General features: G+C 51.8%; 12 protein-coding genes. 2 read left to right on the forward strand and 10 right to left on the reverse strand.

Annotated elements, in window-relative coordinates:
* Nucleotides 1-268 precede the first annotated feature (268 nt).
* Together H9Q79_RS05735 and H9Q79_RS05740 are read left to right on the forward strand one after the other, a co-directional pair.
* Complete coding sequence (locus H9Q79_RS05735; protein ID WP_249329381.1) at nt 269-658, forward strand: BlaI/MecI/CopY family transcriptional regulator; 390 nt, start codon at nt 269-271, stop codon at nt 656-658.
* A 2-nt stretch (nt 659-660) separates the two neighbouring features.
* Nucleotides 661-2,367: a M56 family metallopeptidase gene (locus H9Q79_RS05740; protein ID WP_249329382.1), complete on the forward strand. Its 1,707-nt coding sequence runs from the start codon at nt 661-663 to the stop codon at nt 2,365-2,367.
* A gap of 44 nt (nt 2,368-2,411) precedes the next feature.
* Here H9Q79_RS05740 and nagA read toward each other — a convergent pair whose 3' ends face one another.
* The 10 genes from nagA to H9Q79_RS05790 form a co-directional block, all read right to left on the reverse strand.
* The gene (nagA, locus tag H9Q79_RS05745) at nt 2,412-3,557 is read right to left on the reverse strand and encodes an N-acetylglucosamine-6-phosphate deacetylase (RefSeq protein WP_118643939.1); all 1,146 of its coding nucleotides are present in this window, start codon (nt 3,555-3,557) and stop codon (nt 2,412-2,414) included.
* Nucleotides 3,558-3,572: 15 nt separating this feature from the next.
* Nucleotides 3,573-4,301, reverse strand: a complete 729-nt coding sequence (gene nagB / locus H9Q79_RS05750) for a glucosamine-6-phosphate deaminase (RefSeq protein ID WP_249329383.1) — start codon at nt 4,299-4,301, stop codon at nt 3,573-3,575.
* Between the two features lie 12 nt (nt 4,302-4,313).
* On the reverse strand, nt 4,314-5,183 hold the full coding sequence (locus H9Q79_RS05755) for an aldose 1-epimerase family protein (RefSeq protein WP_249329384.1): 870 nt from the start codon (nt 5,181-5,183) through the stop codon (nt 4,314-4,316).
* Nucleotides 5,184-5,280: 97 nt separating this feature from the next.
* The gene (locus H9Q79_RS05760) at nt 5,281-6,627 is read right to left on the reverse strand and encodes a hypothetical protein (RefSeq protein WP_118643931.1); all 1,347 of its coding nucleotides are present in this window, start codon (nt 6,625-6,627) and stop codon (nt 5,281-5,283) included.
* Nucleotides 6,628-6,697: 70 nt separating this feature from the next.
* The gene (locus tag H9Q79_RS05765; RefSeq protein ID WP_249329385.1) at nt 6,698-7,831 is read right to left on the reverse strand and encodes a carbohydrate kinase family protein; all 1,134 of its coding nucleotides are present in this window, start codon (nt 7,829-7,831) and stop codon (nt 6,698-6,700) included.
* A 35-nt stretch (nt 7,832-7,866) separates the two neighbouring features.
* Nucleotides 7,867-8,799: a class II fructose-bisphosphate aldolase gene (locus H9Q79_RS05770; protein WP_118643929.1), complete on the reverse strand. Its 933-nt coding sequence runs from the start codon at nt 8,797-8,799 to the stop codon at nt 7,867-7,869.
* Nucleotides 8,800-8,902: 103 nt separating this feature from the next.
* On the reverse strand, nt 8,903-9,853 hold the full coding sequence (locus tag H9Q79_RS05775) for a sugar phosphate isomerase family (protein WP_249329386.1): 951 nt from the start codon (nt 9,851-9,853) through the stop codon (nt 8,903-8,905).
* 118 nt (nt 9,854-9,971) lie between these two features.
* Nucleotides 9,972-10,676 (reverse strand): PIG-L deacetylase family protein, encoded by a 705-nt coding sequence (locus H9Q79_RS05780; RefSeq protein ID WP_118643927.1) that lies wholly within the window; start codon nt 10,674-10,676, stop codon nt 9,972-9,974.
* A gap of 282 nt (nt 10,677-10,958) precedes the next feature.
* The gene (locus tag H9Q79_RS05785; RefSeq protein ID WP_249329387.1) at nt 10,959-11,990 is read right to left on the reverse strand and encodes a Gfo/Idh/MocA family protein; all 1,032 of its coding nucleotides are present in this window, start codon (nt 11,988-11,990) and stop codon (nt 10,959-10,961) included.
* Nucleotides 11,987-13,003, reverse strand: a complete 1,017-nt coding sequence (locus H9Q79_RS05790; RefSeq protein ID WP_118643921.1) for a Gfo/Idh/MocA family protein — start codon at nt 13,001-13,003, stop codon at nt 11,987-11,989. The genes H9Q79_RS05785 and H9Q79_RS05790 overlap by 4 nt, the downstream gene beginning before the upstream one ends.

Genomic DNA, 13,003 nt, shown 5'->3' on the forward strand with positions numbered 1-13,003 from the left:
TTTCATTATACTCCCACAGGTTTTCATTTGACAAGTGGCTAAAAAATCTGTTGACATTTTTCCGGCAGGTGCGTACAATAATAGTAACTACTACAACTGTAGAAATTTATTATTTCAACAGGGTTCGGAGGTTATATGATCTTTCTGATCATCCTGCTTTTCGCCAGCCTGATCTTTATGATTGCACTGAGTTTTCTCACTCTCTTGTGGATCGCCGGATGTAAGTTTACCAAAGGCCGGAAGAAATAACGAAAGGAGGTGTGCACGTATGAAAAAACACTTTCAGACGCTGCCGGATTCTGAACTGGATATCATGCTCGCTCTCTGGAACGGCCATCCGGATATGCCCAGATCTGAAATTGAAGCACAGGTGAACCGGAATAAAAGTCTGGCTCCCACAACAATACTTTCCCTGCTGACCCGTTTGGAGAAGAAAAATTTTGTATCCGTTAAAAAGGACGGAAAGATGAATTTATATACCCCACTGGTATCCCAGAGAGACTACCGGCAGCAGGAAAGCAAAAGTGTCCTGGAGAAGCTCTACGGCAATTCCCTGAAGAATTTTGTAGTATCCCTGTATCACGGACGGGAAATCGACCGGGAAGATATTCAGGAGTTGGATGAATTTCTGCATGGACTGGAGCAGAAGGAGGACTGATTATGACTGTTGCCATTCTTCATATTCTAAAAATCAATCTTTTTGCCGCTGCCTGCATTTTTCTGGTATTGCTTCTCTCCAGACGCCTGAAGGCAAAATATTCTGCGCGGTGGAAGTATGTGATGTGGCTGATTCTCGCGGCTTACCTTCTGATCCCGCTGGATATTTCCTCTCAAACTGCCGTATGGAATATTCCGCTTCCGGCACACGTCACTGCATCTTCCCCAGACACGGCGCCTGTATCTGATATGGCGGATGCCCCCGGCAGTACCCTGCTCGCAGGCGTGATCGGAAATGCAGAGACTGCCGTTCCCAGGCAGAATACCTCTGATATTCCCGCCGAGGCCCCGGCATCGCAGGCGGCGTTCACATTGGAGCTTCCGCTGCTGATCTTCTGTATCTGGATCACAGCCGCCTCCGCTCTGTCCATCTTCCGGATTATTTCCTGTGCTCTGGCCGGTCACAGGCTGCGCAGGTTCAGTCATCCCCTGGAAGACGATGAAATCCTCGCACTTTACAGCTCCATCCGTACGGCTCAGAAACTGTCGGGTGGACCGGAACTGCTTGTGAATCCTGACCTGTCAGGGCCGCTTTTAACCGGATTGCTGCAGCCGCGCCTGTACCTGCCGGAAAACCTGTACACGCTGAAAGAACTGGAGCTTGTGTTTTCCCATGAGCTATGCCATTACCGCAAAAAGGATATCTGGTATAAGCTGCTGCTCATGACCGTCTCCACTCTGTACTGGTTTAATCCGGCGCTTCATCTGATGGTGCGTGAGGCTGACAGGGATCTGGAATTTATCTGCGATGAAAAAGTGGCCGCCGGAAAGCTCAGCACCTACCGCTTCCAATACAACCGGCTTCTGCTCAAAACTGCAGCGTCGGCCCACGGACATCTCTACTATATATCTGCCAGCCTGAATGACGGAGCCGCTGATTTCAAACAAAGAGTGCTGAACATCATGGCGGCCGGAAAGCTGAAAGCCGGAGTGCTGCCTGCTCTGCTGCTTTCAGTCTTCCTGGCTTCTTCAAGTTGCCTGATCGGCTGCACATCCGTACCTTCTTCCGCCTCTGACTCTTCCGGTTCTTCCAGCGTTTCTTCAACCAGCACGCAGCTTCCCGGAACCGAATCCACAGACACGGAATCCCTGCAGAACGGAATTTCTGCCAGTTCTGGCTCCGGCACCCAGGCGCCGCCGGACATAAATAAAGATGCGGCACCGCCTGATCACAGTTCGCAGCCGCAGTCAGAAGCCCTGCCGTCCGATTCAGCCGGCAATCAGGGAATCACTCTTTCCGACGGCGAACCAAGGCCATCCATTGCCCAGCTTAGCGGGCAGACCGGTGAATCTGCTGAAGTACAGCGGACCGTGGAGCTCTATGCCGGCGAATATAAGGACAGCCGTTCTTATGGGGACAACCCGAATTGCCCGGACAACTGGTGCAGCATTATCATTTATAATGTTACTGCTTCCTCCTTCGATTTTTTCATACAGCAATACCAGCCGGAGAAGCAGAGCAGTGTAGTGGTTTTTAACCCTCATAGAGCTATATTCATCGATGACGGCCAAAGGGCTGCCTATTATGGGAAAGAATATGACCTGTTCTTTTCCTTTGAGAATATTACAGATCTCTCTGTCAGCGGCTTTGAAACCACAGACGGATGCGTCTATTCCAACAATTCCATTCCCGGGCATGAATTTTCATAACCAGACGCCAAAGGGGCATCCTGCACGGATGCCCCTTAATCTTTCTATTCAGTCGCTGCAGGCAGCTTTTTTCCTTTTAAAATCACCTGACGCAGGCTCAGATCCTTCTGGTCCAGCAGTACCAGGTTTGCTTTCTTACCCGGCGTGACGCTGCCATACCGGCCATAAATCCCCACACTCCGGGCCGGATTCACCGCTGCGCACCGGATGGCTGTCTCCAGCGGAATGCCCATCTGCTGCACTGCTGTGCGGACACAATCCATCAGGTTCGTGGCAGAACCCGCGATGGTCCCGTCTGCCAGAATAGCTTTCCTGCCGCGGACTGTAACAGCCTGACCTCCCAGTTCATATTCTCCGTCCTGAAGCCCCGCCGCCATCATGCTGTCGCTGATCAGGATCACACGTTCTTCTCCAAACATCCTGAAAGTGTTCCGCACAACTGCCGGGTGTATATGAATTCCGTCACAGATCAGTTCTGCCTCACAGTCTTCATGGTCGGCCGCCGCCCCTACAGGTCCCGGGTCCCGGTGTGCTAAGGGGTTCATGGCATTATACAGGTGCGTCATGTGATGCACGCCTCTGTTCATCGCCTCATCCGCTGTCTCATAATCCGCAGCCGTATGGGCAATGGAGATGACTGTCTCGTCGTGAAGGGAGTCAATAAACTCCATGGCGCCTTCCACCTCCGGCGCCAGCGCCACCAGGCGGATGCATCCTCCGGAAGCCTCGTTCAGCCGCCGGAACATCTCCACATCCGGCCTCTGGATATATGCGGGGTTTTGCGCTCCTTTTTTGCTCATGGAAATAAACGGCCCTTCCATATTGATTCCGCACAGATCCGCCTGCCCTGGATATTTTTCCTGCTCCCGGCGGTATTTTTCAGCCGCTTCACAGATACCCCTCAGCTTTTCCTCGCCATAGGTCATGGTAGCCGGGACGATGGAGGTGACCCCCACAGAAGCCTCATAAGCCGCAATAGCCTGGATCGCTTCTTGCGTTCCGTCGCAGAAATCGTATCCCACACAGCCGTGAAAATGTATATCCGTCAGGCCCGGAACAGCGAAACATCCGCTTCCGTCAATGACCTCCCCTTCCGAAGCCTCTTCTGTGAAAACGTCTCCCTCTATGAAGACATCCTTCTTCTCAAAAACGTTCTCTTCCGTAAAGACATATGCATTCTTAATGATCATCCGCTTTTCTCCAAATTAATGAACCAGTGACAGAGCGTCCTCGTCGGCCACAACCGTCACATCACTGTGAAGCTGTAAAATTGATGCCTGGACCTGCGGCGTAACCGGCCCGAAGAAGGAATTCTTCACAGCCTCCGCCTTGTCCTTTCCGCTCACGACCAGCAGCACCTTTTTCGCCTGCATGATCGTCTTGATTCCCATGGTGTACGCCTGCTTCGGCACCTCATCAATGGAATCAAAAAACCTTTTGTTCGCCTCAATCGTCTGCGCGGTCAGATCCACGCAGTGAGTCTCCGTCTCGAAGGAGGGGCCCGGCTCGTTGAAACCGATATGACCGTTATGGCCCAGTCCCAGAAGCTGAAGGTCGATTCCTCCCACCTGCGCAATAATCCGGTTATAATCACCGCAGGCCTTCTCACTGTCAGGCTCCATCCCGTCAGGCAAATAGGTCCTGTTCAGATCAATATTCACATGACGGAACAGATTCTCATGCATGAAATAATAATAGCTCTGCTCATTATCCCTGGGAAGTCCCTTATATTCATCCAGATTCACGGTCGTCACCTCCGAAAAATCCAGATCCCCCTTCTGGTACCATTCAATCAGCTGCTGATAGGCCCCTATGGGTGTGGAACCCGTCGCCAGGCCCAGCACACAATCTGGTTTGATCAGCACCTGCGCTGAGATGATATTGGCTGCTTTTCTGCTCATATCCTTATAGTCTTTGGCGCGAATAATTCTCATAAATCCATCCTCCTAAATTGTTATGGTGTAGGACGCTCGGAATACAGCTCCCGCCTCCAGGCTCTGCCCCCATTCACGCTGGTCAAATGTGCCCTCAAAATCCACACGGTCACATCTGCCGTACCAAGGTTCAATGCATACCACCGGTCCCTCGCTGCCCTGAGGTGACCAGATCCCCACCACAGGAGCATCCGTATTAACAGTCACGTACGGCTTCTGCTCTCCGTCTATCAGGGAAATCTGGTGTACCTGCCCATTCTCCATCACGAGGGCATCGGGATAAAACAGCGTATCCGTAATCGCAAGCTCTCCCTGATCCAGCACATGTTCTGTAAAGCTGTTCTCTGCCAGGGCGTCCGGGCTGATATTACGGCAGACAAGCTGATCCTGGCAGTCAAACCGAAGCCTGCAGTCTGTTTTCGAGCCTCTGCCCTCCGGAGGGCAGAGGAACCCTGGATGCCCTCCGATGGAAAAATACATTTTTTCCTGCCCGGTGTTCTCCACCGTCCATTCTACCCGAACAGTCCTCTCCTTCAGATAATATCCGATCTGGAGCCGAAAGTCAAACGGATACACGCTTCTGGTATCTTCATCTGATTCCAGCGTAAAACAGATACCGTCCATACCTTTTTTCTCTGCCGCAAATTCCCGGTCCCGTGCGAATCCATGCTGGGACATGGAGTAGACAGCTCCCTGGTAGACAGTCTGGCCTCCCCGGAAACTGCCGACTATGGGAAACAAAATTGGGGAAACCTCTCCCCAGAATTCAGGATCTCCACTCCACATATATTCCATACCACTGCCCGCATCTCTCAGGGAACGCAATTCTGCCCCATGCGCTTCTACCCCGATGGCAATCTTCCCATTTGTCAGACTGTGCATGACACACTACCTCCTCTTCATTGAATGATTCCTTAAATGGCTATTCCCAGGCATAACAATGCCCGGGAACAGTAAATTCAAGTACGCCATCGCCAGCTTACTTTATAGATTCATATTCAGTTTTCAACAGGCCGATACCGGCTTCGGCCAGCGTTTCAGCCACTCCTGCCCTGAACTTGGAGCTTCTGGCTTCATAACCGCCTTCCTCATATGCTTCCTTCATGGGATAATAGCCCTCAGCCCCATTGGTGAGGCAGCAAGGTATCGTCATCTCAAAAGGAGAACCCTTTTTCAGCAGACGTCCCACTTCGGTGAAGGGCTCACCTGCAACGCCCAGGAATGCCACGGAACCAAATCCCACACTGGATACATACACCTGGAAATTCTCCGGGCCATGCTCCAGATTCATCATTCTCTGAGCCTCTGCCACAACGGTAGTCAGCTCCATGCCTTCATAGGGCAGCTCCGCGTCTCTTCCTTCCGTATGAAGCTTCATGATTCTGGCCGCTTCCGGGATCTGAGACGGGTCCGGACGGTTGGATGGGATATCCACGATCTCCTGCTTAAAGAATACCTTGCCACCAGGGACATCCTTGGTCTTGCCGTACACCTGCAGCACGCCGCCGGCAATGGCGCGGCCCATCCACTGGGCGTGAGCGTAACCGCGCGCCACATCGTCAAAGCTGTCTGTCTCCAATCCCTTCAGATCGCCCTCTTTCGCGTTGACGTTCACATGATTCAGGTCACCCTGTGCTCCATTAAAATAAACTGCTTTCACATGGGGAATTGCCCGTTCCAGCGTTTCCCTGACAAATCTCGGATAATCCGCGGAAATTTTGCAGCCTCCGATCGTGTCCGGATGCACCTGGAAATTAACCAACAGGATATCGCTGGCATGTTCTCTCGAAAGCTGTACCAGCTGCAGAGATTCATCGGGTGTGCCGATGGACTCCGCGATGTCGGGATTACCGACGCCGGGATTCGTACGGATTGCGCCGTCCTTCATGCGGAACCTTCTCTCAAAGGAAACTCCCGGAACCGCCCCCCGTCCGATACTCACAGTGACAGGTTTCAGATCCTGAACTGCCAGGCGGGCCGCATCTGACAGCTTCCTGCCCAGCATATCAAGATATCCGGGATCACCCTTCTTATCCGTCGCCGGACCCGTGTGGGTATGGGTGCAGTGGACGTATACGGCTTCATAATCGATGCCGTTCTCCTCCGCCACCTTATGGCGGAACTTATCCATGTCCACCTGATATACCTCACAGATATCGATGCTCAGCAGCACAGCGGTCTTCTCGCCGTCGCTGACAGCCACACAGTTTGCTTCCAGCGGATCCAGAATCCCGTCGGCAAACCGATCATTGTAATAACCATCTACAAAAACCCCCAGAGGAGGTGTAATATCCAGCCGTGAAAATCCAGCTTTTAACTTCTCCATTGTCTATGATCCTCCCGTTCTTCACATATTAAACGGACAGGCCTGATGAATCAGGCGTATACACGGCTGTTCAGGCTTTCTCCCAGCCAGCCGCGATCTTAGCACGCAGTTCATCAAAACTTTTCAGCCCGCTCAGCGCATCATATGCCGCCACGCAGGACGCTCCTGTGCCTGCGGCCAAATGCAGAGACTCCTCCCAGGAACAGCCCTCCAAAATCGCGCACAGAAATGCCGCGATGCTGGTATCACCCGCTCCTGTACCGGAAAGTATTCTGTCCGGCTTATAGCTTCTCTCGAAATATTCCTGCCCGGCCCAGCCGGCCATCTCTTCACCCAGACCGCCGCCGATCTCCCGGATATATTCAGCAGTATTGGTGCGCAGGTAGAGACCCGGCGCCCCGCATTTGATCAGCACAACCTTCGCGCCCCAGCCGAGAAGCTTCTCAGCCAGAGGACGTATATCATCATCCACCGACAATATGGAGGTGATGTCTCCGCCTTTGCTTCTCTCCAGCCACTCATGGTACCTGGGACGGTCTATGAGGAATGCCAGCTCTTCCACGCTGGGCGCGAAAATGTCTATATACGGAATTGCCTGCTGAATCACACTTTCCCAATCCACCTGACCGGCTTCGCTGTCCTCATCGACAATGGCCATATCCAGGGAGGTTGCCACTCCCAGAGATTTGACCTTCCTGAACAGCTCCACCATCGGCGCTCCCCCGTCCTGATACATGCTGCGCATGATGGAGGGATAGCCAAAATGGAACAGTGACGCGTCTCTGACCAGGTCAAAGTCTATGTCCTCCATGGTGAAGGTATTATTGGCCCCGCTGTCATGAAGGATAATCCGGTCTATGCCGGCAACCGATATCACAACTGAATAAGAGGTTTCGTCGCCTTCCGCGACGATCATTCCGGATTCGACGCCGTACTCCTTCAGCTGAGAAAGTACCAGCTTTCCGAAATCATCTGTTCCGACTTTTCCCATCAGCTTCACATCGGCTCCCAGCACTTTCATCGCCAGGCCTGTGTTACCCACGGAGCCGCCTGTATGTATATCCGGCTTGCCAACCGGTATCAGGCGGCCGGGAATCAGATACTCTCCGATATTCTGATAACTTTTATTCTGGGAAATCGCCGGCGTAATGTCCAGGCAGATATGCCCGGCTGAAATTGCCTTCCGTTTTGCTCGTTCTTTCATGTCCTACTTACCCCCAAAATAGATCGTTATCCTGTTTATCTGTTTCTCAGTTCTTTCACTACTTCTTTTACTACCAGCTGCACGATCTGGTCAACATTCCTTGCATCCATCCCGCCTTTTCCCACGGAACCGAACAGCTCCAGCTTCCGGATGACTGCCGACTTAACTGCATTCACAGCGGCCGGGATCAGATCGATCACACCCTTGTTCATATTGTCAAAGGCGCTGAATTCCGCCTCTACGGCCGCGATGTTGATATCCGTAAAGATATTGACCTTGCTGATGCCCTTCTCAATGGCCTTCTTAAAATCTGAATCTGTCAGCCCTGAACCGCCGTGCAGTACCAGCGGGATATCGATTGTCTTGGCAATCGTCTCAATCCTTCCGAAATCCAGCTTGGGCGGCAGCTTGTAAGCGCCATGCGCCGTTCCTACGGCGATGGCAAGGGCGTCTACCCCAGTCTTGTCCACAAAATCCTTTGCCTGCTTCGGATCTGTATAGAATCTGGACGGATCATCCATATGAGAAGATCCTTCCGCCGATCCCTCATTGTCTCCCACATGGCCCAGCTCCGCTTCAATTGTCGCGCCATAGGAATGGGCAATATCCGCCATCTCTTTTACCTTTTCCACGTTCACATCATAGGGATCTGTGGAACAGTCATACATGATAGAGGAGAAGCCCAGCTTCAGGGCTTTCAGGCAGGTTTCTTTCCGAAGGCCGTGGTCAAGATGGATGACTACCGGCACTTTGGCCTTCTTTGCCATCGGGATCAGGTAATAGGACACTTCATCCAGCGGGCCATAGGGGAACAGCACCTCCGCCGTACCCATGATGACCGGTGAACCAGTCTCTTCTGCAGCCGCGATAATGCCCCGCGCCAGTTCCAGATTAACAGCATTGAAAAGCCCTACGGCGTATTTCCCTTTTTTGGCCGGAATCAGCACATCGTTTAATGTTACAAGCATGTAATAGCCTCCTTCGTATCCTGAATGGAATATTCACTTTTTAAAATTTCTTTCAAAAGTTATTTTATCTCATACCCGCGCCCTTGTCAAGAAAAGCCGCAGCTTAATTACATTCTGCAACTAACGGGCCAGCCAGCTCTTTCAGATAGAACAGCTTGCCGGGAAGGGTCGGAACTACGCTGGAGGTCACCCACATATCAGGTCCATAGCGGAGTGTCATCCACAGAGACATGCCCTGCCAGTTCATGCCGCGGTTAAAGGCTCCGTCAGCGCCGCCGATCATCTTATCAGACTGCAGGAAGAGGCCTGGCCCGATGGTGTTGGCGCGGCAGGGAACTAATGTTGTCCTGCTCTTGAAGCTGGTGATCGCGTTCTGCTCGATGGTCAGCGGATGAAGCTGGGTACCCAGGGTGTAATTCTGCTTCTTCCATTCATCAAAGGAGGAGAATTCCTCTGCACGGAACGGCTCCCAAAATGCGATATGGCACATTCTGCCGATGCCGTATACGGTGATCATCTTCGCTCCTTCTGCTTTCAGCTTCGCGATCTTCTCCGGATATGTAGGAAGGTTATCTTTTCTGGCGAAGTTTCTCTGGTTCTCCGGAACAGTCAGTTCTCCCAGCGGACCGTAGAACGCATCCTGCATCGCATACTGGAAGGAAGCGGTATTGGTCGGCTCCAGAGTATTGCCTTCCCCGTCTGCCCACTCATCCATATTGAAGCCATACACATGGTCGCAGGAAACGTTCCATGCCTTCAGGAAATATACAGCCCAGTGATACATCCCCATGGGGCCTACCGGAAGAATCATAATCAGCTTTCTTCCCTCATCTCTCGCCTTCTTGATCTCCAGGGCGATTTCATGCCCCAGCACCATATCAAATTCATAAATATTCTCACACTTCTGAAGGCCAAAATCCTTGTTCCAGAAGCTCTGCGGCTCCTCAATGCTCTCAGGCGGATTGCTGCAGCACGCGTCAATCTTCGCAAAATCCCATCCCTTCGGATAAAATCCCTCCAACATAGAGCCCTTCACAGTACCTAAAAAATCCATAATCTTTTCTCCTTTCTATACGTTTGCCCTGTGGGTATACATTGTGGAACAGCGTGAGCTGTTCCCCCGCCCCGTCAGGGGCATGTGTTACGGGGTGCCCTGTGGGTATATGTTTACATTACGGCAGAAGCCGTTTTGTTGCCATTCTCGGCCAGGTATAGCATTTGGTGAATGCTTCCGCATAGGGAACGCTGCACTGCAGCCCGCGGTATTTGGAACAGGTTCTCACAAAATCCAGGAAATCAATCTTGTCATGCTCCATCATCCATTTAATCTGTGATTCGTGACAGTTAAGCGCTTTGAGCTTCACCTCAATCTCATCGGTCACGTCCACATAATCTTCCGGCTGGAAGCCTACCCCCGCCAGCGTATCCATATAAAACAGCGGCGCCACCTCGCAGGACCCCAGATCACTCTCAATGTGATCCACGCTTGCCCCGAAGCTCGCGTCAAAAACCAGCTTGCTGACTTCCACATGATCCGTCATATAATCATTGGGAGAATGAGTGATGATGATATCCGGCCTCGTCTCTTTAATCACCCGGATCATTTTTTTCTTCAGCTCCATGTTTGAAGAATTCACTTCCAGATCCGGCACATCCAGGTCAAAGATTTTCCTGGCCCCTACGATGGCGGCTGCATGTTCGGCCTCCTGATGGCGCATTGACCTCAGCTCATCCGGCATGATAATCTTGTGTCCCTTGTCGCCGTTGGCCACATGGCACATGTAAACCTCCGCACCGCTCTTCACATACTTGTGCAGAGTTCCGGCACAGGCGATCTCCAGATCATCCGGATGGCATCCTACCGCTAGTACTCTCATTGCTACTCACCTATCCTTTCTTAATTGTGCTGTTAACAGCAACCGTTCAAATTCGTACAGCCAATATACTATTAGCCTTTAAAAATGCCCTTCTTACCGATGAACTTCAAAAGGGCTTTCTGTTTTGATAAAAAGGTGCACAAACAATCTCCTCGGTTCATGCACCTTTACTCAGCAATTTCTTATGATTTCCGGACACATTCCGTTACCTGATACAGGGCCGGAACGGCACAGCAGCAATGCTGCCTGAATTTGAACGTTTTATGATAATAGCTTAACATTTTATGCCGGATTTGTCAATTGTTTTTGAAGCTTTCGGAAGACCTGTTCCTGGGCTTCCAGACAGATCCGGAAACTGTCGTAGACCTCTTCAATCGTGGGCTTTTCCGGACATCCTGTTTCAATCATTTTTATCAGGTAATCCAGCTGAGCGCCTGTGGGTTTTCTCTTGCAGGGCAGGTTAATCATCTCATAGGTCCTATCCGGATATTTATAATACTCGATCAGATCTCCTTCCTCCTGATGGGTCTGACGGTCTTTCCGGAAAATTATGCGGATACTTCCCTTCGGCCCTATGAATTCTTTCTTGTTCTCAGAAGAGATCGTATTGCTCCAGCCTGCCTCATAATAGCCTACCGAACCGTCCGAAAGCTCCAGGGTCATGATCCCGTAATTGAAGGTCTGCTCCGGAACCCCCTCCTCTGTCCTGGCTCCTGTGGCATTGACCCCTGTCACTGAAGCCTTTGTAAACCACCGCATCACATCCACATAGTGTACGCCGCAGTCCAGAAGGGGGGAGGATTCCTTCAGTATGCTGTAATATTTTTTCCAGTCCATAATGTGATGGTTCTGAACCATACGGAAGACGATGGGCTTTCCGATGGCGTCTTCCTGTATCATCTCTGCCACCTTCTGATAAGTTTCGTTGTGCCGCAGGATATGGCCAACCAGCACCTTGCATTCCGGGTGGGCCTTCACCTCCTTCAGGAATTCATCTCCCTCCTTCAGAGTGGCGGCTATCGGCTTTTCACAGATCACATGCTTCCCGGCGTTCAGGCATTCCTTCAATATAGTGAGGTGGCTTCCCGCATATGTTGCAATGATGACAATATCCACAGCCGGGGAAGCGGCGCATTCCCTGTAATCGGTACAGATATGTGCCGCTCCGTATCTTCTCTGAAAATTTTTGGCCTGTTCCTGGTTCAGATCACAGACATATTCCATCCTGACATTTTCTTTATAATAAATGTCCTGGATATGGGCCTCTCCCATATGTCCGCAGCCGATCAGGGCAACACCGTATACGCGGCTCATGGCAAAACCAGCCCTCCTGCCGCCTCAATTTCCCTGAGAACGAGAGTCACCGATTTTATCGCGTCGTCCAGCGTCGCGGCTTCCAGCGGGTGCTTCCCCTGCAGCCCCTCCACGAAATATTTCAGCTCACTGTAATAAGCTCCCAGAGAAGACACGTTGCCGCCTATATCATTTTCGCTCTCATATTCCTTTTCCAGCTCAGGAATCACTTTTCCTCCGGCTTTGGGATATACCACCAGAGAGGGGTCTGCTGTTGAATCAAACACAACTGTCGCCCTTTCAAATTTTATCCGGTAGGCCATGCAGAAGGGGAACGCCGCAGGATAATCCCAGCCTGCCTCTACAGCCACAGCTGCCTTTCCATAGCGGTATGTAGCGAATATCTGCTGGATCACCCCTGCCTCATCCCTGGCTGCTTCCGCCGACAGCTCCTCCGGCTCGCCCAGAAGGTAGCGGACATAATCCGCATCATGCACATGCATATCCAACGCAACGCCTCCGGAACATTCCGGCTTCGCCAGCCATCCTTCCCACGCCCAGTCCGGCTTTGAACTGACCCGTTTGAAAACCGCCGACTCCAGTGATCCGTAAGTTCCATCTTCCACTGCCCTTTTCAGCCATACATACTCTCCCCACATCCGGATGCACTGGCCCACCATCACTGCCGCGCCCGTTTCCCTCTGTACTCTCAGAAGCTCTTCTCCTTCTTCAGGATACCGGCAGACCGGCTTCTCCACGAAGACCTTTTTCCCTGCTTTCATCGCCGCCAGCACATGCGCCGCATGCAGATAAGTAGGAAGGCAGATATCAACAGCTTCCACGTCAGCCTTTTCAATCAGCTCCATTCCTGTCTCATAGATTTCAGCGCCGAATTTTTCTGCCGCCTTTTTCGCGTAATCCGCTCTCAGGTCAGCCACCGCTGCCACCTGGACGCCCTCCTCCTTCAGCGCTTCATAGCATGCCGCGTGCATACTTCCCATAAATCCCGCACCGATTAATCCGATTTTTACCAT

Origin of the sequence: Wansuia hejianensis (assembly GCF_014337215.1) — a bacterium.
Taxonomy (GTDB): domain Bacteria; phylum Bacillota; class Clostridia; order Lachnospirales; family Lachnospiraceae; genus Scatomonas; species Scatomonas hejianensis.